The sequence below is a fragment of the Natranaerobius trueperi genome (assembly GCF_002216005.1).
GTDB classification, from domain to species: Bacteria; Bacillota; Natranaerobiia; order Natranaerobiales; family Natranaerobiaceae; genus Natranaerobius_A; species Natranaerobius_A trueperi.
Genome location: NZ_NIQC01000034.1, coordinates 1 through 22,813 on the forward strand (window position 1 = coordinate 1; position 22,813 = coordinate 22,813).

Sequence of the window (22,813 nt, forward strand, 5' to 3'; positions counted from 1 at the left end):
TTGCATTAGGCTTCCTTCAGACTCCACCTCACGATGGACGCCCTTGCCATTTGCTAACAGTTCCTGCCACCAAGCCTGTAGCGGACTTTCACCGCCTAGCTACCGCCCATGCAGGGCAAACTAAAAATTCCCCTACTATATGGCTATAGCAGGGGAAAAAATTACTCTGTTAAGTTATCTAAAATCTCAGTGTTAATTAATCCATCAATATCTGGTTCTTCTAACAAGAATTCAAGTTCATAAGAAGCATCAGCCCAATCTTCTAAAGATTGTGGGTGAATTTGTTCTGTTACTTCAAATCGCTCCCAAGACTTCATTAATACTTCTTCTGGTAATTTATTCTGACTTAATTCATATATTAGATCATTAGCTAATGATAATGTTTTCTCCTTATTTTCTTGAGCAAACTCTACTGATTCTAAATGTCCTTTCATAACTTGTTCTACTACCTCTGGGTGATTTTCAAGAAAGTCATTACTTGTTACTAATACAACACTCGGAAGGGTTTCTCCTAAGAAAACTTCATCCCATTCAGCTACTACATTTGCATTATGTTCTTCAACCATATAAGTTCCCCAAGGTTCAGGAGCTGTATATGCATCCATTTGGTCTTGGTCAAACATCAATGCAGAGTTTGCAGGATCAACTCCTGACTGATGTTTGACTGTACCACCAACTCGTTCAGAAGTAAGGCCTAGCTCTTGAAGCATAATTTCTAACTGTACATTATGAGTGCAACCATTTCCGGGTGAACCAAAGTGTTTACCATCAAAATCTTCTAAGTCTTTTATATCTGACCCCTCATTAGAAACTATTAAAGTAGCCCCATTTGCTGCTGCTCCTAAAATAGTTACATCTCCTCCTTGTAAATAGTAATTAATAGCTGGTCCAGGACCTACATAACCCATATCTATCTGCCCATTATCTAATGCTTCAATAAATTGGTTTCCGTTTGGAAAGTTTCTAAAGTTAGCAGTAATTTCACTTCCTAGATTATCTTGCATAATACCCTCTTCTTTTGAAACTATTCCTGCTGCATGATCAAGGTTCGGAAAATATCCGATATCCACTTCTTCTACCTGTTGATTGTCATCAGCACCACAACCTGCAATTACAAGCCCTAGTGTGAATGTTGCTGCTAATAATCCTAGTTTCTTTTTGTTAAACATAAGTTACCCTCCTATTTTATAATTAAATTTCTAATCCCCAACGTGTCATAACTTTTTCTTCTAAAGTTTTAAATATTAAATGTTCTACTATTAAACCAGTTGTTGATATAATTACCATAATTGCGATAACTAGATCAAAGTTAAAGAAATCTTGTGCATCCATTAGAGTTCTTCCGAGACCACCTGTTCCAAGTAATTCAGCTGCCATTAAAGCTCTCCACCCAAAGGCCCAAGCTAAACGTGTTCCTGTAATTAAATAAGGAACTGATGCTTTTAACATCACCTTCGAAATCAGTTCAAATCCCTCATAGCCCATTACTCGTGCAGCTTTAATAAGTAATGGATCTACATTTCTAATCCCCATTCTTGTATTTAAAGCCATAGCCCATGTACCGCCTAAAGCAACCACAAAGATAATTGCAATATTACTTGTTTGAAACATCATTAGTGCAATTGGAAGCCATACTATACTTGGTATTGTTTGAAGTACTGTAATAAGTGAACCAAGGGTTTCATCTATTAGCTTCCATTTACCTGTCAAAATACCAAGTATACTTCCAAATAAAACAGATACTATAAAACCTACTATAATTCTTTGAAAACTTGTTAAAGTTGCATATAGTAAAATTTTAGAACCAAAAAATCCGTTATATAACTGTTCTATAACTCCTAAAGGAGAAGGGAAAAATGTGATTGTTCTAAACTCATATACTAGGTTTACTCTGTATACCATTTCCCACAGTAAGATGAGTATGGTAAAAAAAAGTAACCTTCTAAGTAATGGCTTTAAATCTAATGTTGGGACATTTACATTAAAATTAGTTTGGATTTTTCTGATACTCATCTCCCATCTCCTCCTTCATAACTTTATATATTTCACTAGAAAGATCATCTGTGATTTCCTCTTCAAGTTTAGTAAACCGTTCATTACTGCTAGTTCTAGGTCTTTCAATATCGACTGGAAATATGTCTATAACTCTTCCTGGATTAATTCCCATCAAAACAACCCGGTCAGCTAAATAGATTGCTTCTCGAATATTATGAGTAACAAAAATCACAGTCTTTTGTGTCTTTTCCCAAACTTTTATTAATTCTTTTTGTAATACCATTCTAGTTTGTTCATCTAATGCACCAAAAGGTTCATCCATTAACAGAAGTTTAGGGTCCATAGCTAATGCTCTAGCTATAGCTACTCTTTGTTTCATACCACCTGATAATTTATGAGGGTAGTGATCTTTAAATTTACTTAAATGAACCATTTGTAAATAAGATAAAGCAACTTGTTTTAACTGATTTTTAGTGCAATCTTTTCCTTCGGTTTCATATTGTTTTTTGATAGCAAAAACAATATTATCAAGAACAGTAAGCCAAGGCATCAATGCAGGTTCTTGAAAAACTACACCTCTATCAGGACCTGGAGCTGTAATCTGATTTGACCCGAGATAGATACTTCCCTGTGAAAGATTTTCTAATCCTGCTATTAAATTAAGTAAAGTTGATTTACCACATCCAGATGGACCTAATAGTGCTAAAAATTCACCAGGTTCAACTTGTAAGTTAATATCATTAAAAACTTCAAATCTATTATTAACATTTTCAAAGTATTTCGCTGCATTTTGAATCATTAATTTCTCTGACATATAACCCCTCCTATAGAAACCCATTGTTCAAAACCCTAATTACCTGTAGGTATTTAGTACTTTATGATGTTTCTACTGTACTACGTATTTTCTAGTTTGTCAAGAATAAAAAAACGCCTTTGACATAAGTCAAAGACGTTAAAAAATATCACTCGATAGATATCTTTCACCAGTATCTGGTGCAATACAGATAACTGTTTTATCAGGTCCCAATTTATTAGCCACCTTTAGTGCTCCATAACAAGAAGCTCCTGAAGAAGGTCCAACTAAAATCCCCTCTTTTTTTGCAAGGTTTCTTGTGATTTGATAAGCATTATCATCAGAACATTGTATAATATCATTATAGATGTTTTGGTTCAAAGTATCTGGTATAAATCCTGGACTAGTACCAACAAGTTTATGCTTACCAGGACTTCCTCCTGATAGAACTGGAGATGATTCAGGCTCTACTACATATACTTGAAGGTCAGGATATTGCTTTTTTAAAATCTCACCTGTTCCTGTAACTGTTCCACCTGTACCAGCTGTAGCTACAAAAGCGTCTGGTCTTATATTTTCTTGTTCTAGTTGGTTAATAATTTCTTTGGCTGTAGTATATCTGTGAATGTCTGGGTTAGCCATATTTTCAAACTGTTGTGGAATAAAACTACCAGGGATTTCTTTTGCTAACTCTTTTGCTTTTTCAATTGCACCAGGCATTTTTTTCTCACCTGGTGTTAGTACCACTTGAGCACCATAGGCTTCTAATATTTTAATTCTTTCTTTTGTCATAGTATCAGGCATAACTAGAATAATGTTATAACCTTTTGCTGCAGCATTCATAGCAAGTCCTATTCCTGTATTACCAGAAGTAGGTTCTATAATAGTTCCGTCTTGTGGGAGTTCTCCTAAACGTTCTGCTTCTCTGATCATATTATAAGCAGCACGATCTTTCACACTTCCACTGGGGTTAAACATTTCAAGTTTTACTAATACATTAGAAGACTCTTCACCTACTAGTCTGTTTAAATAAACCATTGGTGTTAATCCTACTAATTCTGTCATATCATTTGCTACTTTCATGTTAGTCACCTCTTGTCCCGACTGATTTTGTCAGGATTATATCACATAACTCATTTAAAAGAAAGAAAGTTAAAAGTATTCAGTTGGATATATAGGGTATTTAGGAAACATTTTTGATAAAAGAGACAATTTATCATTATTAATTGTTAATCTATTTTCATTGTATAAACTAATGGGATCAATATATCCAATATACATTTGAGATAAAGTCCCAATATCAACACTTACATCAGGTATATCATTAGTTTTTTGGATTACTGCTTGCCCATTTTTAATAGTTAGTTGAAAAGTACCTGTGTTTTTTGGATAAAAGTGATCACAAACTTCTAATATTATACTATCATCAATTTTTTCATCATAAGAAAGTTTCTCTAAAGCAGTATATGTATCTATAATTCTAATAGCAGGACCCAAGGTCTGCTTACAACTTATAGCTTCTGGATGTATAAAATTATCTGGAAAATATTCATCAATACTTCCTTCAAAAGTTACCATATCTGCTTGTAAATTATGACCTGCTATAAAATTTAATAATCTTTTATAAGCCCTATTAGTGGTATATAAAAGTTCTCTTACTACTATTTCTATCTTAGAATCTGCATTATTTTTAAATGTAAAAATAATATACCCTTCATATTTATCAAATTTAACTGCATATATATAGGCTTTCTTTCCAGATGATACTTTTGATTGCTTAGTAACAAAAGCATCCCACCAGTTATTATCTCTAATTAAAGCAAGGTTGAAATTAGTATATACTTGATTATAGACTTCAGGTAAGACTGTTTTTTCGTTATTTGCATTTACGGGAATTAAGTCTCCATCATTTTGTGTATCTACTAAAAAATCTTTTAGGTCTAAACTATAGATCATTCTCTTTGATGCTATTTGATATCCTAACTTTTTATAAATCTGATAAGATGATGGCCACAGAAGGCTTAGGTAGATACCTTGATTTGTTAAATCATTAAAAATTTCGTAAAAGAATTTTTTGAAATAACCCTTCCCACGATTTTCTGGCATAGTAACAATATCAGCTATACCACCAACTGGGTGTAACTCGTTTCTTAAACTAAGTTTTGTTTTTAATAAACGTCCTACACTTAATAATTCATCTTTACTGATAAGTCCCTTTTTTTCTCCTATATCTGGACCCTTCCATAGATCAGGAAAATCTGGTCCTTTTTCTGGTATAAAAGCATAACCTTGCATATTTAAATATTTGTCTTTTAAGTCATCTGTAAGTTTTACATACTTAGTTACCATAATTTCCTCCTCTCCCATATTACAAATGAATAAGTATAAATATCGTTTATAAACAAAGAATAAGACAGACAAATTATCAAATGGAGGGTTAATAAAATATGGATAAATACAATCGTGGCGCAGATGGTCAAGATATCTATAAACTACGCTCTGGTCTTGGTGTAGTAATTAACACTATGAAACAAGGACTATTAAAGCATGATCGATGTAATACTGATATTTATGAAGATGAGGGTTTTTTGGTAATTCAAATGGAATTACCTGGCGTGAGTAAAGACGATATAAATGTTGATCTTAAAGAAAATACCCTTAAAGTTACTGGTGAGGTTTATGGTTACAATGACAAAAACTTTGAAAAAACATTTCCATTACCAGGAGTCATAAATACAGAAAGTCAAAAACACCCACAAACCAACTTTGATCATGGTACCTTAAGAATATACTTACCTTTACAAAGCCCTATCGATGATTATTTATCTTAATTAACCTGGGATAAATACAAGATAGATTCCTACAACCAAAACAAGTATTAATATACCTAATATTGCTTGTTCCAGGGCACTATTTTTATTTCTAAACAACAAAACTAAAACCTCCAAATCATTTTACTCTCTAAGACGAGTAATATTAATAAATTGTTACACTCAATAGTAAATTTTACTATTTATTGAAATTATATACATATTTGGCATCAAAGATTAAAATACCCATGACTTACAGGGGGAATGAATAATTCAGGTACCTTAATATTATACTTTTTCAAAATAGAGTGAGCAGTTACTCTACCAGACTCAAATACAAAAGGTAAACTACTGCCTGGGTTAGTTCCCCCACCTACTAGCCACATATTTAAAAATTCTTCAAAATTATTAAGTGGTCGTTTACTCATTATTTGATTTCTACTATGAGATAAATTAAAGCACGCGCCATACCCCACATCGTAACATTTTTCCCACTCATCTGGAGTTATTATACGCTCAAATTCTATATGCTCTTCAATATTATCTAGTTTAGCCTCTTTTTGGAGCAACTTCACTATTTCATTTCGAATGTTTATAGATAGTTCTTTCCAATCATAATCACTTTTTGTATTTGGAACAGTTAAAGTAATATACATAGTTGAATGGTCACATGGAGCTAATGTTGAATCATTGATCGAAGGATTTTGAACATAAATAAAAGAATCAACAGAAGTTTTCTTTAGGTTAGGGTAATTATCTATATTAAAAAAATTATGATGAGATAAATTGTAATATAGTTTATTTAGACCTAAATACAAGGTGAAGTTTGAGTATGAATGATCCATCTTTTCTAACTTGTTATCTGTATACTTTGATCGTTTACTATTAGATACTAGGTTAGAAAGTCCATTTGTAAAATCAGCATTCATTATTATTTCATCATAATCTACAATTGAACCATCTTTTAATGTTAGACCTGTGGCTTTACCATTTTGAATATTTATATTTGATACTTCACTGTTTAATTTGAGGTTCCCACCTAATTGCTTAAATACTGTAGCCATTGCTTTTGATATTTGATTTAGACCACCTATAACATGGTAAATGCCTGAGCTAAATTCCATATAAGGTAATATACTATATAAAGCTGGACACTTCTCTGAAGATATTCCTAAGTATTTATGTATAAGAGAAAATCCTGTTATTAGTCTATCATCTTGAAAGTACCTAATTAGATCTTTTTTAAGGCTCATATATGTTTTTCCAATAAAAAAAAGTTTCAAGCTATCCCAATTTATAATAGAGTTTTGATAATCTTTTCTTAAAAATGGAAATACTTTATTGAACTTTTGTTCATTATCATATAGGTATTTTTTAAACCCTTCAACATCATTCAGATTGTACTCTTTTATGTTTTCAATTACTCTTTTTAAATTATGACCTAAGTGAAGCTCAGTTCCATCTCCAAAATCAATTTTATAATATGGATCTAATAATTTTAATTCAAGATAATCATATAAACTTTTATTACATTGATAAAATATATCTTCTAAAATAAATGGCATCACAAGAAAAGTGGGTCCAATATCAAACCTATATTTAGCATTATTATCTGTTAGATAACTGTTTCTTCCACCAACATCATTCTTTTTCTCATATATAGTGACATTAAAACCGTGATAAGCAAGGATCATCCCTGCAGATAAACCTCCTGGACCTGCTCCTATAATAGCTATCTGCAACGTAGCCCACTCCCTTTTAATTAGCAGTTTATCCCAGTATAATTCATAATTACTTCAATTACAAGTATAGTATTAATTCATCTATACGTGAATATAGTTACTTCCCTATTCAAACACTATTAAAAGAAATTTAAAAAGAAAGAGGTGGTTATAAATGTGGAGAGTTGCAAAAGACCCCCAAACTTCTAACCCAATCTACTTCAGAGAATGTACAAGTGATTCCGGACATATTGGTTTAATAGTTATTACTGAAGAACCTTTTAGATTAAAGTTCTATCCTAATACATTTTTAGATGAATTATATAGAAATAAACAACTAGAACATCAAAAGATAAAACAACAACACATTACTATTAATGAACAAGAAGCCTTAGTTGTTGAAGAAGAGGACCTAGCTAGCTTTGATGATGAATTATTAGATTATAGAAAGCTTCGAAGTATCTTAAGTGAAGTTATAATAGATACTGATGTTGATGCTATAATTGATCTAGTAGTTAAACTTGATCAAAAACATTAGAGATATCCTTTTTCTTGTGATTCTGTGAGAATTTTTTCTGTAACTTCCCAAAGTTTTTTAGATCCTTTAGATATTTTACTTATTTTCTTTTCAACTTGTTCTCTTGTAATATTAAATTCTTTCCATGTTCCTCCTTGATTATGGTAGTTGTGAATTATTGGCTGTAACCTATCTAAAGCTGTAGCGAAACGAGCTTCTGGTGTTTTTTCTTCTTCAAACTCTTCCCATAAATTCCAAAATAAATTCTCTTGATCTTTGGGAAGTAAACCAAATATACGTTTAGCAGCTTGTCTTTCACGCTCTTGTTTACTTAAGTTCATGTCTTCATCATAGATAAACGTATCTCCAGCATCAATTTCAACTAGGTCATGAATTAAAAGCATTTTAATTACCCGGGAGATCTCAACTGGTTCATCTGCATATTCTTCTAGGGTGACAGCCATAATAGCTAGGTGCCAGGAATGTTCTGCATCATTTTCTAATCTGTTTTCAGATATAAGCTTAGTTCTTCTAATTATAGTTTTCAGTTTATCAATCTCAGCTATAAACTCTAATTGTGATTGCAGTTTTTTAGTAATCATTAAATTTTTCCCTCCTTAGATGAAAAACTTCTTGGAAACTTATCGAAAAATAGCAAATGGGATTTACAGTTACAATCAGAAGCTCCAAAACCTGTCTGTAATTTCACCACCAATTTTTTTAACATTTTTTGCTATTTCACATTCTGAAAAATAATATTCACTAGCTAAAAGTTTAGTGTAAACAGGCATAGCTTTTTCACTTAAATAGTCAATATGCCATCTTTTATATTTCTTTAAAGAAATATGCCTCGATAATCGAGCTCTAATACCTTTAGCTGCTCGACCTATGTAAACATAGTAACCCATTTTAAATTCGAATAAGCCTAATTCACCTATTTTTATTTGTTGTGGTTTATCTAGCTTTAAAACAATCATGTAATATTTATAGTTCATTATAACCCTCTTTGTATAATCGAAAGTTTTTCATTTAATAATAAAATACCACAAATTTGAAGGAGGTATTATATGAGACACGAAGGTGAAAACTTATTTAGTTGGACTCCTGGGTTTGGCGTACTTAACCCTCCACCTGAAGAAATGATTAAAACAGGTTATGGTGGAGCTGATATATATGAAAAAGATGGTGAATTATATTTTGATATAGAGCTTCCAGGGTTAAAAAAGGAAGATATTTCAGTTCGCTTTGAAAATAACTACCTACTTGTAAAAGGTGAATTAAAAAAAGATTCACAAATACAAGAACAAAATTATTTACGACAAGAACGTCAATCTGGTCTTTTTCAAAGAAACTATCCTTTACCTGAAGAAGTTGATATCGAAGCAATTGATAATGTCAAAGCTGTTTATCAAGATGGTATTTTACAGGTGAAACTCCCATTAAAAAATAATACTAGTAAGTTTACACATGAGATTGATATTGAATAAAACCTACCTAATAGGTAGGTTTTTACATACTTAAAAGGTTCTAGTGCCACCTTATTAATTTCATGATACAATAGTTTTTGGAGGTGGTTAAATGTTTAACAGACGACGAGGAGTATATATTCCTTTATCTGCCTTAATAAGATTAATAAAAGGAGATAGCCAGGGAGCGAAGCGTAGCTTTCAAAGAAGTGCTCAAAGAAGAATGACTAGAAATATAACTAGAAGCCTTTTTGACATATTTAGAAAACATAGATAGTTAGAGCTCTTAGACTATTTTTTGTTCTTTAAGTATTCTTGCTATAGAAGAAATAATGCTAATTCCAAGCGCTATAGCACATGCTATAAAAAAGGTCTCTATAGTTAGTTCTAAACCTTTATCTAAATTCCCTCGTGAAAATTCAAGGATAGTATTATAAGCACGCACTCCTGGTACTAATGGTATAAAACCAACAATAATAAAGACTGTAACCGGTGTTTTATGAATACGGGCAAAGATTTCAGAAAGAATTGCAATAATTACTGAAGCCATCAATACTGAGAAAAGTTCAGATTCAAAACTATATAGTATTTCAAAAACCGACCACCCTATTACACCGGTTAAACCTGCACTTATTAACGTTCGTTTTGGGTTTTGAAAGTAGACACCAAAGAAAAACGAAATGAAAAAGGCTGAAATATATTCCATCAAAATTGACCGCCCCCAACTATATAAAAGGATGCTACTACTCCTGATGCAATCGCTACTGCCACCCAAATAGCAGCAAACACACGAACCATACCTGAATTTAAATCTCCTTTTATTATATCTCTTACTCCATTTGTAATTGCAACTCCAGGAACTAAAGGCATTAATGCACTGACTGTTAAGACATCTAAACTAGTTCCAAATCCTAAATTAATAAATGCACTACCTACTAATCCACCAATCAAACCAGCTAGAAAATCTGAAAAAAAGTAAATATCTCTAATATCCATATAGTTAATTGTAATTTGTATTATAAAGCTAATAATAAAGCTAGGTAGTATATCAATCCAATGACCTCCAAAAAACATAGCAGACGAAGCTGAAATCATACATGCACCCCAAATCGTAGGCCAAAACCCAAAAGTTTTTCCTTCTTTTGCAATACTTTTAAGTTCTTTTTGAGCTTTTTGATAACTTATCTCATGAGAAGCAATTCTTCTAGATAATTCATTAATCCTAGAAACTTTATCAAGGTCAATAGTCCTAGATCTAACCCTTCTAATTGTAGTTTCTGGTGGTTCATCCACATTATTTACTGATATAAAAATGCCAGTTGGTGTTGCATAGGGTTCTACGAATTTGATACCTGCAGATTTACACATATATTCTACCATTTGTTCAACACGATAGGTTTCGCCCCCATTTGCTAACATTATTTCAGCAGCATTACCAGCTAATATTAAAATTTCATCTTCTGTATACATATATATCACCTAATTTTGATATTCTAGTCTTATTTATTACTATTCTTTTAAAAATAGTAATTTCCTGTCTATCATAAAAAGAGTCTATAATATGATTTTTGATTTTATTTTTTATTTTCTTTAAATTGATTGTTAGTATCATTAAAACTATAATATAGTACTCCTAATAAAAATATTACTATTAACGATTCAAATATCAGTACTAGTTGTAACATTGTGGTATCCTCCCATTTATATTATTCTTTATTATAATATAAGACAAATGCAAATGCTTGTATAAACGAAATGAAAATTTTTTGCAAAGTAAATAAATAGATATAACTTTGACTTTTGTTCATGTTTTTGACAAAATAAATATTAACCTGTATTACACTAATTCATCAAAGGAGGTAGAAAGATGAGTATGGATCTTTTATTTAAAAGAAGAAGCATTAGAAGTTATCAGAATCGTTTGGTTGAAGATGAAAAGATAACTGAACTACTAAAAGCTGGTATGGCAGCACCTTCAGCCTTAAATAAAAGACCGTGGCATTTTGTCGTTATAAAAGAACGCAACACTTTAGATAAAATCACAGAAATTCATCCATATTCAAATATGTTAAAAGAAGCTCCTTTAGCGATTGCTGTATGTGGTAAAAAAGAGGAACCTTATTGGGTTCAAGATTGTGCAGCAGCCATGCAAAATATCTTATTAGCTGCTACTGCAAATGGACTTGGATCCGTTTGGTTAGGGGTCTACCCAAGAGAAGAACGAGCAGATACGATAAAGAAATTATTAGGTATAGATAATGAATATCTACCGTTAGGACTCTGTGCTATTGGTTATCCTAATGAGGAAAAACAAGAAAAAGATATATATGAGAGTGACAAGATTACAATATTAGAATAAAATATAAAGTAAATTCAAAAGAGGTGATATTTTTGGAAATACAAAATCAAAAAGTTATATTTAGTGGAGCACAACCTTCAGGTAGTCTAACTCTAGGTAATTATATCGGAGCTATAAAAAACTGGAAAAGTTTAGAAGATGATTATCAGTGTATTTTTTCTATAGTTGACCTTCACTCATTAACTGTACGACAAGACCCTGAATCATTTAGAGAATCCGCACTTTCTTTTTTAGCTCAGTACTTAGCCTGTGGTCTTAATCCAGATAAAAGTATCATATTTTTTCAATCTCATGTTAGAGAACATACAGAACTTGCTTGGCTCTTAAATTGTATGACATATATGGGTGAATTAAATAGAATGACTCAGTTTAAAGAAAAATCAGAGCGACATTCTGATAATGTTAATGCTGGACTTTATACATACCCTGTATTAATGGCTGCTGACATATTACTCTACCAAACAAGCTTGGTACCTGTAGGAGAAGATCAAAAACAGCATTTAGAGTTATCTAGAGAGGTGGCTGAACGTTTCAATAATGCATATGGTGATACTTTTAAAATCCCAGAAGTTCATATACCAAAAGTTGGAGCTAGAGTAATGGACTTACAAGAACCTGAAAAGAAAATGTCTAAATCAGAAGAAAATGATAAAGGTGTTCTTTACTTGCTAGAATCTGAAAAGTCTCTTACAAAGAAAATAAAACGTGCAGTAACTGATAATGAAAATCAGGTAGCATTTAGTGATGCTCAACCTGGGATTAAAAATCTAATCTCTATCTATTCTAAATTAACAAGCAATACTGTTGAGGAAGTTGAGGAGCAATTTTCAGGAAAAGGATATGGAGACTTCAAAAAAGCAGTTGCTGAAGTAGTTATTGAAAATTTACGACCTATTCAAGATAAATATCAAGAATATATGGAAAACCGAGATTACCTAGAAGAAGTCTACACAAAAGGAGCAGAAAAAGCATCAGGTATAGCTTCAAAAACAATGGAAGATGTTAGAGAAAAATTAGGATTAGTTAAATAAAAGCGCTAAAAACAGCGCTTTTATTTATATTCAGGCATGTTTATTATTTTTTGTTTTTTATCAGCTATTTTGATTTGTATCACATCAAGTACTTCTCTGGATTGTTTTGGAGTTTTATAGATCCCGAGTACTATCACCCACTCTGAAATACTTCCATATCCTGCTATTCCGAGTATACGTTTACCTTCTACCCGAAATTCTTGGACATTCATTAAACTACGTTTATCTTGAGAACGCACCCATACCATAAAATCACTCCAAAATTTTTAAAAAGCAGACCTAATAGGTCTGCTTTCAAAATTATTAATCTTCTAAAGGTAAAAAATCAACACCTCTTGTATACCGATTACTAGGGTCCCATAATAAATATTCATCTATACCATTTTCATGTAGTGCTTTAATTTGTGCCTCTACTTCTTCTTTACCATAATTAAGATAGTTTACACCTTTAGTGCCTAACCATGATGCAGTGAAATCTTGTAACCAAGGACGTGAAACTGGTGGGTTGTCCAATTCATCCAATAATTCATTTTCAGTTTTACTATATTTTTCAATTAGTTCATAGGGATACAGGTCTGGTGCATCGATACCAAAAGATCCTGGTCCCCAATGACTTGGATAAATCATAGATGATATAACATCTACATGTTCACTAATTTTGTAAAAGTTTTGCCCGATACCTCGAGATTCAGGAACAGTAGCAGTATACCCAAAAATGTCAACTGATACATCAACATCATAATCTTTTAATCGATCATTTGCATATTCAACAAAATCTGTCACTGCCATTACTCGAGCAAGACCGTAATTATATTCCGGAGGAGAAAGTTCTTCCCAATCATCTTCCTTAGGTTCTTTATCCTTATTTTCCTTATCTAATTCATCTTCTATATCTTCTTTGTCTATGTTATTATTTGTGAATTCAGGTTTTTCACCATCTGTTTCGTCAAGCATTTCTTCCCACTCTTCTTCAATTCTAGGTGTTAGCTCTTCTTCTGTATAGTTTCCAAAAGAATAGTCTAATTTTTCATCTCTACTACCAAAACCATCTGGAAATCTCACATAATCAAATTGGATTTCTTGAAAACCCATTTCAGCTGCAAGTTCAGCAATATCTAAATTATATTCCCAAACTTCTTCCATGAAAGGATTTGTAAATGCCTCACCACTATTGTTTTTCCAAACAGAACCATTATAATTTTTAAATCCAAATTCAGGGTGTTCTTCTGGTAGAACACTATCTTTAAAGACTACTATTCGAGCAATAGGATAAATTTCATTTTCATAAAGTACTTCCATCATTTCTTCAGGGTCACTTATATAGTTTTTGCTAATATCATCAAATTCAGTTCCATCAAGTTTAAATGTAACATTACCATGGTCATTTTTTATATCAATAACCATTGCATTAAGATCTGTTTCATTAACTAGATCAACAAGGTCATCAAACCTAGAACCACCTGCAGAATTTCCTGTGAGATATATTCCTCGTACAGCATCTGGGTAAGTAAAATCTAGTACGTCTTCCTTTTCCTCTTCTTTAGATTCTTCCCCTTCTTCCTTATTGTCCTTGTCAGAATCTTTTTCTTCTTTATTTTTAGATTCTGTCACTTCTTCTGGGTCTGGACTACTTATAGTTTGTAGTGCAGTACAAGCAGACAATAATACAATTGTGACTAATAGTAGAACAAGTAAACTTTTTTTCACTTCGCAACACCTCTTTATTAATGGATAGGCCTAGTTTTTCGGCGGTTATATACAATGTTCTACAAAAAAGTCAAAATTCCTGTAGCTATTATAAATTACTAGTATAATGCTTTACCGTTTAGATAATCGCATTTATCACCTTGTTCTACATCCCGATTTACAAGTTTTTGGTCAATCTTTTCTTTAACGTGCCACCAACTTCGATCCCAATTGTTGAAAAGTACTTTATCTTTAGGGCCTTTTCCAATTAATCTTTGAACTACGATATCGTATGACAAGTATCTTAAAAATGTGACAACTCGCTCAACGTACTCTTCAAGTGAAATTATAGAGAATTCATTTTGTTTATACATTTCAGCTAACCTAGTCCCTTCTACAACATATAGCGAATGTAATTTGATCTGGTCTACTTGTAATGCACTCATTAATTTAGAACATTCGATTATATCTTCCATATCATCCCATGGTAAGTTGAGTATAATATGGATACAAGTACTAAAGTTTCGTTTTTTTATACGCATTAAAGCATCAATAAATTCTGCAAGTGTATGACCCCTATTAATCTTTTCTAATGTACGATAATTTACAGTTTGTAGACCTAATTCGATATCAATATTAACATTATATTTATAACTAATCTCTTCTAAAACATCTAGATATTTATCATTTATACAATCTGGTCTAGTTGATATTGAAACTCCGACAATATCTTGTTCACAGGCTGCCGTTTCAATAAAAGATTGAAGTTTTTCAATAGGCCAGTAGGTATTCGAAAATGCTTGGAAATAAACTATAAACTTTTTTGCCTTAAACCTTTCACTAAAAAACTTTTTGTTTTTTTGTAATTGTTCCTCAATAGCCATAGAGTTAGGGAAACATTCAAAACCTGATCCGTCTTCATCACAAAAGATACAACCCTCTTCTCCAAGCTTACCATCACGATTAGGACAAGTTCCTGGTAAATTAATAGGTATTTTATAAACCTTTTCTCCATATTTATTTTTTAAGTACTCTGAATATGTCCGATATCTTGGTACAACTTGATTAGGATCTGTCATCTGTAGTCCCTCCAGAATAAGATATTTAATAAATGCTCTAAGCTTTCAATATTAGTTATATAATTAACTTCTTTGTTAGTTAGATCATTTTCATTACACCTATATCCTATAAAGGATATTCCACCACTTTGAGCAGCTTTGCCATCTATCCAAGAATCACCAATCATAACCCACTTATCGTAAGATAGTTCTGGGTATTGTTCTAAAACATAAATAACACCACAAGGTGATGGTTTTAGTTTTTCCATTTCAGCTCTACCAACTACTAAATCAAAAAAATCAGCTAATTGGAATTTCTCAAGGGCTTTTTTTGCTGCTCTAGTTGAGTTATTAGTCAACACTGTTAATGTGTAATCTTTAGTTAACTCTTCTAAAACCTGTTTCGCACCTGGTTCAAGTTCTGCTTTTGACATACCCTCTGCCTCTATACTTGTGATTATTTGCCATAACCTTTCTTCTTGTTGGTCTGTAGTTGAGTTAGCCTGTTCAATTAAAGTTGAAACTGTATGATAACTCAGTTCAATATCAGACGAGATTAATTGATTATCTAAAAAAAAGTTAAATACTTCTCTTTTCATTTTTCCAAAATCAATTTTAGAATTAATCAAAGTATTATCTAAATCAAAAATAATACCTTGATATGTCTGTTGTATATCAGAATACCTCATACCTATCTTTCCTTTCCCTATCATAGCTTCTATTACAGGAAGATTCTCTGGAGGGCACCCAGGAACATAGTTCCCTAATTCTTCATGTTTAGCTAAACATGAACCTATCAAAACATCACTATCCACTATATCCTGATCGTAACCTTTAGGTATAGGACCTGCATAGATTTGGGTTCCCTTTAAATAATCACTAAATCCTTCTGTATGGATATCATCTAAACAACTTAATACAGTATTTTTACAGCCAGTACAGACATTTTCATTAAATACTAATTTAAAGTCGTCATTTATAAGTTTATCACCGAAATCTTTAACTCTAGTAAAAGAACGTTTAATATTAGATATATCTTTTACATTACCAGCTATTTGAATGTCTTCATTATTAAGCTTTCCGAGACCTCTTTTATTTGCTTCATTTTCAATAAGTAGTTCATCTTTAGAAAGTCCCATTATTTCAGATGCTACAGAATCTACTGATACTAAATCTTTCCCAGCTAAAATCATCCCCATATTAACTGACTCACCATAAACTGGTCCTAACCCTTCAAGAGCATAGGTGGCATCAATCACAGAGAAAATCGGTTTAATACTACTCAAAAGGTCATTCACAGCATGAACCAAACCGTACTCATTATGAAAAGCTTTTTTAGTCTTATCAGGTATTAAACCTTTTAGGTTTTTAATACCTAGACTAACTTCTAACTGATCATGGGTTTTCATAACAGGAACTGTAATTATACTATCAACTTCTTTAACGATCCGATAGACTGATAACTGTTTCAAAGCCTTTCCGAAAGGAACAGGAATATTTACTACAGGTTCTGTTTTAAGGTCACGTACTTCATAACCTAGTTTTCGTAACTTGTCATATCCACTAACAGAAATAACATCTTCTGTGTTTACGCCAACAGCGGAAGAATCCCCTATAATAGGAGTTGCTCCTAGTTCAGTAATATAATCTGCAACTGCTCTAGTTACTACAGGAGATGTAATAGCTCCTTTAATATCTTCTGGTGGAACTGCTACTAAATTTGGTGTTATTAAAACTTTTGTTTCTGGCTTAATTTGTTCAATAAGACCGTTAGCTTGTTTTATAGCTTGTCTTACACCATCTATAATATCGCTATCTTGGTAGTTAGAAGGTAACTTTATAATTGACACTTTATTGTTCATCTTTACCTCTCCTTTTAACCTATCAAATAATTATCTAAGTGTTTCACACTTTTTTTATAACACCAAATATTTAAGATAATAACTAATACTGCTATTAACGATAGAGTTATCACTATTGTTAACCAATGATCAATAACACTACCAATTATTAAGATTACTGAAAAAATAAGAACAAATGTAAACATAATTAACATATACGAAAAAGATCGCATCTCACCTTCCATTTTATTGTCTCCACCTATTTGGTTCAGACTTCTTCCGATAGCAAAATTAGGTTTTGAAATATCTAAATATAAGTTAACTGAGGTCAAGGCTGAAATAATCACAAGTACTAATGGAATAGTAAAGTACAATGGATAGATATTTAAATCAGGAACAAAGTTAAAAATTATAGTAGCTAGTACTGCTATTACTGAGTTAGATAACATACCCAAACCTAATTTAGAAAAATATAGCTTGTTTTTATTAATTGGAGCTGTTTTAAGTATCCATAAAGAATCTCCTTCTATACTGAAGGAAACTCCTCCAATATTTCCACCAGCTTGAACACTAAAGAAAATAATTAGTAACACACTTAATGTATCAGCTAAGTTTAAGATTCTACCATTTGATATAAGATTTGCTCCTTGGTATAAATTAAAAGATAAAAATCCTAATAGAGCAATGAAGATCAGCATATTATACCACATTAATGGTGTTCTTTTTACAAATAACCAATCTTTTATAAAAATACCGGAAAAATATTTTTGTATAAATAAACTTTTTGCTGATTTAGGTTTTTGAGGTCGTTTAATTCGACTTTGGACATCTTTACTTTTTGACCAGCCAGTAAGAAAAACCTTCTCAGAAAACATTATACTTAAAACAAAACCGGAAATCGTTAACATCATAAAAGGTAAAACGGATTCTTGAACTGGGTAAATAAAGTCTTGTACTGGTAGTAATAAAGTTCTAGCTACCCATATATGTGGCAATTCTCTATCCGTATATATTAATAATTGCTCACTTATGGTTACAATACCTTCTGGTGAAAGATCAAATTCTGCAATTTGAGCAAAGTATTGTCCAACAAGGAATAATAAAAATGCGATAGTAAAAGAGCCAATTGTAATAATCTGTTTTAATTTAAAAGATGAAACTAAACGAATAATTATAAACAAAAATAATGAAGCCATAGAAGTGAAAATTATTGCTGATGCAAATAGTGTTAAAATAATTACTAAAAAGTATAATATGTTAGCTCTAGCTGCTACTCCATAACCTAACCATAGTGCTCCAACAAAGGGAAGTACCTGTAAGAAATTCATTAGTGCACTTTTTATAAATTTGATTATAAACACAGACTTTATAGACAAAGGTAATGTTAGTAAAATTTGTAAGTCATTTGATTCAAAGTAATTCTCAAAAACTACTCTTATCCCATTGAAAACCATTATCATAAAGGCAATAATCACTGATAATGAAAGTAAGTTTAACTCTAATAATTGACTTATTTCAGGGTCTTTTACACTAAAACGTAAAAATCTAAATAAATTATTACTGAAACTAAAAATTATTAGGGAAAGTATGAAAAGTGCAAATAATCCTAAATAAAAACTACAACCTAATCCTTGACCGTTAGCTTTATTAAAGTATATTTTTTTGAAATTTTCTATTTCAAATTTAGTTAATTTTTTTAGTTCATTCAATATAGTCATGGTCATCTCCCCCGGTTATTTCTAGAAACAATTCTTCTAAGTCTGTTTCTTTAGTTTCATCATCTCTCATCTGATAGATTTCATCAATAGTTCCTATAGCCTTTAGTTCTCCACTTTGAATAATTGCTATCTTATGGCACATCTTTTCAGCTATTTCTAATATGTGGGTAGACATAAAGACCGAAACCCCTTTTTTAGTTTCTTCTACAAGTAAATCTTTTAATTGTTTTACACTTTTTGGGTCAAGTCCATTTGTGGGCTCATCTAAAATTAGAATTTTTGGTCGTGGTAATAAAGCTGCTATAAGAGAAGCCTTTTGTTTCATTCCACGAGAAAAACTACCGATTAATGAATCACTCTTATCATAAAGATCAAAAACATCTAATAACTGATTTTTTCTTACATGGGCACTTTCAATATCTAACTCGTAGATATTAATAATAAAATCTAAAAATTCATTTAAACTTAATTTCTCATATAAAGCTGGGTCATCTGGTGCGTAACCAAATACTTTTTTTACCTCTCTAGAATTAGTATGAAATTCCATACCATCTAAGTATATTTTACCAGATGTTTGTTGTAACAAGCCTGTAAGCATATTAATTGTTGTTGTTTTACCTGCCCCATTAGGCCCTAAAAAACCAAAGATTTCCCCTGGTTCTACTTCAAAATTGATATTATTTACGGCAGTAAAGGTTCCATAGTTTTTCTTTAAATTGATTACTTTGATCATTTGTACCCTCCTCTAATTACTTATTTTATTAATTAACTTGACACGGAAATCTCTAATAATAGATAATAACAAATGTATCACGATACTAAAATGATAACTTTAAGAGATAATTTAAAAGGAGGACTATTATGAAAAATTATAATTATAAAACAAAAGGAGTTTGTAGTAAACAAATATCAGTCTCTGTAGATGAAAATAATATTATCACAGATGTTTCTTTTGTTTCTGGATGTCCTGGTACTCTACAAGGTCTTTCTAAGTTAGCTGTTGGAATGAATGCTGAAGATGTTATTAAAAAGTTACATGGTATCTCTTGTAAAGGTAAAGAAACTTCTTGTCCTGATCAGCTCAGTAAAGCTTTACAGGAATATCTTAATTTAAACGAACAGGAGGAGCTAGCTTGAAAGTCTTACAGTTAAAATGTCCACATAGAGCTAAAAACTTTAGTTATTTGCTCTATTCTGATAATAATAAAGAATGTGCAGTAGTAGATCCTTCTTTTTGTGATGAGTTATTAATAACTAAGATTACAGAAAAAAAGCTACAACCTAGGTATATAATTAATACACATCCTCACCATGACCACACTTTTGGTAATGAAGCAATACTGAACCTATTTACAAAAGCTCAAATAGTATCTTTTAAACCAAATGACCAATTTAAAGATCAAACAATAACAGTAAAAGATAAAGACACACTTTATATTGCAGAACACCCTATACAAATATTACATACACCCGGTCATACTCAAGAAGATATTTGTCTTTTCTTTGATGGTAAACTAATAACAGGTGATGTATTATTTGTTGGGAAAGTGGGCGGTACAGTTGATAAAGAAAATGCTTTTATTCAATTTGAAAGCTTAAATAGATTAATGAAGTTACCTGGTAACACTATTGTTTATCCAGGCCATGACTATGGCGATAAACCAACCACAACTATTGAGAATGAAAAAGAAAACAACCCTTTTTGTTCTAGACTAACTAGTTTTAATGATTTTTATTGGTTAAAAGAAAACTGGAAAGAATTTAAAACTAAGCATGGTTTAAGTTAAGCATTCTAATCACTTGTTCTGTAGTTTTACTAAGTAATTCAGAAGCATTTTCTAACATGTAATTTGGTGAGGTGGGACCATCAGCTATAGAAAAATATGCATTAATACCATACTTATGAAGATTTTCGGTTCCGTCACCCACCTCTCCACATAAGGCTATTACAGGAATTTGAAATGCTTTTGTTCTTTTTGCTACACCTACCGGAACTTTTCCATAAGAAGTTTGTTTATCTAATTTCCCTTCTCCTGTTAGTACTAAGTCTGCATTGTTTATCCTTTTTTCAAAATTAATAGTGTCTAAAACAAGATCAATCCCTGGTACTAAATCACCACCTAAAAAAGCTAGTATACCTGCTCCTAAACCACCAGCTGCACCACTACCAGCTTGATATTCTACAGTTACTCCCAAATCTTTTTTTACAATCTCTGCATAGTTTTTTAAACCTTTATCTAATATTTGTACTAACTCATCATTCGCTCCCTTTTGAGAAGCGAACACATAAGCTGCTCCTTTTTTACCTATTAATGGATTATCAACATCACAGGCTGCGATAAACTTGGTTTTTGTTACCCTTTCATCTAATTTTTGATTATCTAGAGATGATATTTCTCGTAATTCTTTTCCTACCCCATCTAATTCATTGTTATTTTTATCTAAATCTTTTCCTCCTAAAGCTCTAAACAACCCTAAACCACCATCATTAGTGGCACTACCTCCTATTCCAATAATTATTTTTTTACAACCTTTATCAAGAAGTTTAGATATCAACTGGCCAGTTCCATAAGTAGAAGTAATAGCTGGATCTCTCTCTTTTAAGTCTAGTAGCAAAAGTCCAGAAGCACGAGCCATTTCTACTACACCTGTTATACCATCACCTAATATCCCATATTCTGCTGTAATTGTTCTACCTAATGGATCTTGTACTTTAGTAGTTTCTATCGTACCATTTGTTGATACTACTAATGATTCTAAAAGTCCCTCTCCTCCATCTGATATAGGTATTGTTTTAACTTCAAGGTCAGGGGTTACTTTAAGTATCCCTTGCTTCATAGCTTCACATGCCTCATTAGCTGTGAGACTTCCTTTAAAATAGTCTGATGCACATACAATCTGTTTCAAAGCTTACCCCCCTACTTTTGGTTCTAACAATTTATAAGTATCATTTTTTACTTTTATTTCCTACTAATGATAAAATTTTATCTTTATGTAGGATATCATATCTAGGTCGATTTTTTTATTAATTCTTGGTGGTTTTAGGTTCAAGTCCAAACTTCTCTAAAATTTTATATATTCTTTTACCAAGTGTAAACCTTCCACACAGGTTTATTAATCTCCTTATTCACGTAACATTTCTAAATGGTCAATACCATCAATCAAAAAAGTATTTGAAACTGTTTTAAATCCAAACTTTTGATAAAATTCCTCTAGATATTTTTGAGCATTTATTCTTATTTCTTTATACCCAATATTATCCATATACCGGATTAAATCCTCCATAAGTTGCAAGCCTAAACCTGTACCCCTACTTTCATGATTAGTTAGAACTCTACCTATTGAGGCTTCTAGAAACTCTTCTCCTGGTGGTATAATCCGAGCATAGGCCTGTATAGTTCCCTTTTTATAGTAAAAGCAATGTATTGCTACTTGGTCTAAATTATCACATTCTTCAAATGGACAATTTTGTTCTACCACAAAAACATTTATTCGTGTTCTAATAATTTGATACAGCTCATCTAAGGTCAATTGATCAAATTTTTTAGTAATTAATTTCATGATGTACCTCCTTCAAAAAATCTTTTATATAGTTTATAATTACAGAACCAATAACGCAATAGTTATTTACAAAATACTGTATCTAAAAAATGATTTTAGGCATGCTAAGTACATAAATTGTGTTTAAATTGAGTCTGTTAAGTTGTTATGAAAAATAAGCTCTTTGAATCGCAAAATTTTAAAAGATTTGACCGTCATGCGGCATTACTATGTAAAAGCCAAGAGGTTCTAGCACGGTTAGAATAAGTGATGCCAGC

The 22,813-nt window shown here is 31.6% G+C and carries 26 protein-coding genes; 8 read left to right on the forward strand and 18 right to left on the reverse strand.

All coding sequences use genetic code 11. The features are described 5' to 3' along the window. Positions 1-161: 161 nt before the first annotated feature. The 5 genes from CDO51_RS11455 to CDO51_RS11475 all read right to left on the reverse strand — a co-directional run bounded on the left by CDO51_RS11455 (position 162) and on the right by CDO51_RS11475 (position 5,137). Complete coding sequence (locus CDO51_RS11455) at positions 162-1,169, reverse strand: aliphatic sulfonate ABC transporter substrate-binding protein (protein WP_089024377.1); 1,008 nt, start codon at positions 1,167-1,169, stop codon at positions 162-164. Positions 1,170-1,191: 22 nt separating this feature from the next. After that, positions 1,192-2,013, reverse strand: coding sequence for an ABC transporter permease (locus tag CDO51_RS11460; protein ID WP_089024378.1), 822 nt, complete (start codon positions 2,011-2,013; stop codon positions 1,192-1,194). After that, a complete protein-coding gene (locus CDO51_RS11465; RefSeq protein ID WP_089024379.1) occupies positions 1,988-2,809 on the reverse strand; it encodes an ABC transporter ATP-binding protein in 822 nt (273 codons plus the stop codon). The genes CDO51_RS11460 and CDO51_RS11465 overlap by 26 nt, the downstream gene beginning before the upstream one ends. A 138-nt stretch (positions 2,810-2,947) precedes the next feature. Next, on the reverse strand, positions 2,948-3,871 hold the full coding sequence (gene cysK / locus CDO51_RS11470; protein WP_089024380.1) for a cysteine synthase A: 924 nt from the start codon (positions 3,869-3,871) through the stop codon (positions 2,948-2,950). 69 nt (positions 3,872-3,940) lie between these two features. Next, positions 3,941-5,137 carry a GNAT family N-acetyltransferase gene (locus tag CDO51_RS11475; RefSeq protein ID WP_158212446.1) on the reverse strand — a complete coding sequence of 399 codons (1,197 nt, stop codon included), beginning with the start codon at positions 5,135-5,137 and terminating at the stop codon, positions 3,941-3,943. A 98-nt stretch (positions 5,138-5,235) separates the two neighbouring features. On the opposite strand from CDO51_RS11475, the gene CDO51_RS11480 reads away from it, so the two are divergent. After that, complete coding sequence (locus CDO51_RS11480; RefSeq protein WP_089024382.1) at positions 5,236-5,619, forward strand: Hsp20/alpha crystallin family protein; 384 nt, start codon at positions 5,236-5,238, stop codon at positions 5,617-5,619. A 209-nt stretch (positions 5,620-5,828) separates the two neighbouring features. On the opposite strand, the gene CDO51_RS11485 is transcribed toward CDO51_RS11480, so the two are convergent. Continuing rightward, positions 5,829-7,340: a phytoene desaturase family protein gene (locus CDO51_RS11485; RefSeq protein ID WP_089024383.1), complete on the reverse strand. Its 1,512-nt coding sequence runs from the start codon at positions 7,338-7,340 to the stop codon at positions 5,829-5,831. A 154-nt stretch (positions 7,341-7,494) separates the two neighbouring features. Between CDO51_RS11485 and CDO51_RS11490 the strand changes: the two genes are divergently transcribed. Then, the gene (locus CDO51_RS11490) at positions 7,495-7,857 is read left to right on the forward strand and encodes a hypothetical protein (RefSeq protein WP_089024384.1); all 363 of its coding nucleotides are present in this window, start codon (positions 7,495-7,497) and stop codon (positions 7,855-7,857) included. Here the strand turns inward: CDO51_RS11490 and CDO51_RS11495 are convergent. Further along, complete coding sequence (locus CDO51_RS11495) at positions 7,854-8,438, reverse strand: HD domain-containing protein (protein WP_089024385.1); 585 nt, start codon at positions 8,436-8,438, stop codon at positions 7,854-7,856. The genes CDO51_RS11490 and CDO51_RS11495 overlap by 4 nt on opposite strands. A 75-nt stretch (positions 8,439-8,513) precedes the next feature. Continuing rightward, positions 8,514-8,831, reverse strand: a complete 318-nt coding sequence (locus CDO51_RS11500) for a GIY-YIG nuclease family protein (RefSeq protein ID WP_089024386.1) — start codon at positions 8,829-8,831, stop codon at positions 8,514-8,516. Positions 8,832-8,903: 72 nt separating this feature from the next. Between CDO51_RS11500 and CDO51_RS11505 the strand changes: the two genes are divergently transcribed. Together CDO51_RS11505 and CDO51_RS13905 are read left to right on the forward strand one after the other, a co-directional pair. Beyond that, positions 8,904-9,323, forward strand: a complete 420-nt coding sequence (locus tag CDO51_RS11505; protein ID WP_089024387.1) for an Hsp20/alpha crystallin family protein — start codon at positions 8,904-8,906, stop codon at positions 9,321-9,323. Between the two features lie 91 nt (positions 9,324-9,414). Next, entirely contained in the window at positions 9,415-9,579 is a 165-nt protein-coding gene (locus CDO51_RS13905) for a hypothetical protein (RefSeq protein ID WP_158212447.1), read from the forward strand. A 9-nt stretch (positions 9,580-9,588) separates the two neighbouring features. Here the strand turns inward: CDO51_RS13905 and CDO51_RS11510 are convergent, their stop codons facing one another. After that, positions 9,589-10,008, reverse strand: coding sequence for a threonine/serine exporter family protein (locus CDO51_RS11510; RefSeq protein WP_240503563.1), 420 nt, complete (start codon positions 10,006-10,008; stop codon positions 9,589-9,591). Next, positions 10,008-10,772, reverse strand: coding sequence for a threonine/serine exporter family protein (locus CDO51_RS11515; protein ID WP_089024389.1), 765 nt, complete (start codon positions 10,770-10,772; stop codon positions 10,008-10,010). The genes CDO51_RS11510 and CDO51_RS11515 overlap by 1 nt, the downstream gene beginning before the upstream one ends. Before the next feature lie 403 nt (positions 10,773-11,175). Between CDO51_RS11515 and CDO51_RS11520 the strand changes: the two genes are divergently transcribed. Both CDO51_RS11520 and trpS read left to right on the forward strand, forming a co-directional pair. Then, a complete protein-coding gene (locus tag CDO51_RS11520; protein WP_089024400.1) occupies positions 11,176-11,661 on the forward strand; it encodes a nitroreductase family protein in 486 nt (161 codons plus the stop codon). A 38-nt stretch (positions 11,662-11,699) separates the two neighbouring features. Further along, positions 11,700-12,692, forward strand: coding sequence for a tryptophan--tRNA ligase (trpS, locus tag CDO51_RS11525; RefSeq protein WP_169710445.1), 993 nt, complete (start codon positions 11,700-11,702; stop codon positions 12,690-12,692). A gap of 20 nt (positions 12,693-12,712) precedes the next feature. On the opposite strand, the gene CDO51_RS11530 is transcribed toward trpS, so the two are convergent. The 6 genes from CDO51_RS11530 to CDO51_RS11555 all read right to left on the reverse strand — a co-directional run bounded on the left by CDO51_RS11530 (position 12,713) and on the right by CDO51_RS11555 (position 19,728). Beyond that, positions 12,713-12,940: a hypothetical protein gene (locus tag CDO51_RS11530; protein WP_089024391.1), complete on the reverse strand. Its 228-nt coding sequence runs from the start codon at positions 12,938-12,940 to the stop codon at positions 12,713-12,715. Between the two features lie 55 nt (positions 12,941-12,995). Further along, positions 12,996-14,399 carry a putative glycoside hydrolase gene (locus CDO51_RS11535; protein ID WP_205842244.1) on the reverse strand — a complete coding sequence of 468 codons (1,404 nt, stop codon included), beginning with the start codon at positions 14,397-14,399 and terminating at the stop codon, positions 12,996-12,998. Positions 14,400-14,497: 98 nt separating this feature from the next. Further along, on the reverse strand, positions 14,498-15,457 hold the full coding sequence (mnmL, locus tag CDO51_RS11540; RefSeq protein WP_089024392.1) for a tRNA modification radical SAM protein MnmL/YtqA: 960 nt from the start codon (positions 15,455-15,457) through the stop codon (positions 14,498-14,500). Continuing rightward, positions 15,454-17,298, reverse strand: coding sequence for an HAD-IA family hydrolase (locus CDO51_RS11545; protein ID WP_089024393.1), 1,845 nt, complete (start codon positions 17,296-17,298; stop codon positions 15,454-15,456). Before CDO51_RS11545 ends, mnmL begins: the two co-directional genes overlap by 4 nt. 14 nt (positions 17,299-17,312) lie before the next feature. Continuing rightward, positions 17,313-18,995 (reverse strand): putative ABC transporter permease subunit, encoded by a 1,683-nt coding sequence (locus CDO51_RS11550; RefSeq protein ID WP_158212448.1) that lies wholly within the window; start codon positions 18,993-18,995, stop codon positions 17,313-17,315. Further along, entirely contained in the window at positions 18,979-19,728 is a 750-nt protein-coding gene (locus CDO51_RS11555; protein WP_089024395.1) for an ABC transporter ATP-binding protein, read from the reverse strand. Before CDO51_RS11555 ends, CDO51_RS11550 begins: the two co-directional genes overlap by 17 nt. Positions 19,729-19,856: 128 nt before the next feature. Here CDO51_RS11555 and CDO51_RS11560 point away from each other — a divergent pair, with 128 nt between their 5' ends. Next, positions 19,857-20,132, forward strand: a complete 276-nt coding sequence (locus CDO51_RS11560; protein WP_089024396.1) for a TIGR03905 family TSCPD domain-containing protein — start codon at positions 19,857-19,859, stop codon at positions 20,130-20,132. After that, on the forward strand, positions 20,129-20,782 hold the full coding sequence (locus CDO51_RS11565; RefSeq protein ID WP_089024397.1) for a hydroxyacylglutathione hydrolase family protein: 654 nt from the start codon (positions 20,129-20,131) through the stop codon (positions 20,780-20,782). The genes CDO51_RS11560 and CDO51_RS11565 overlap by 4 nt, the downstream gene beginning before the upstream one ends. Here the strand turns inward: CDO51_RS11565 and CDO51_RS11570 are convergent. Continuing rightward, positions 20,763-21,902 (reverse strand): glycerate kinase family protein, encoded by a 1,140-nt coding sequence (locus tag CDO51_RS11570; protein ID WP_089024398.1) that lies wholly within the window; start codon positions 21,900-21,902, stop codon positions 20,763-20,765. The two genes, CDO51_RS11565 and CDO51_RS11570, sit on opposite strands and share 20 nt — an antisense overlap. Positions 21,903-22,118: 216 nt before the next feature. Beyond that, positions 22,119-22,556, reverse strand: a complete 438-nt coding sequence (locus tag CDO51_RS11575; RefSeq protein ID WP_089024399.1) for a GNAT family N-acetyltransferase — start codon at positions 22,554-22,556, stop codon at positions 22,119-22,121. Positions 22,557-22,813: the final 257 nt, after the last annotated feature.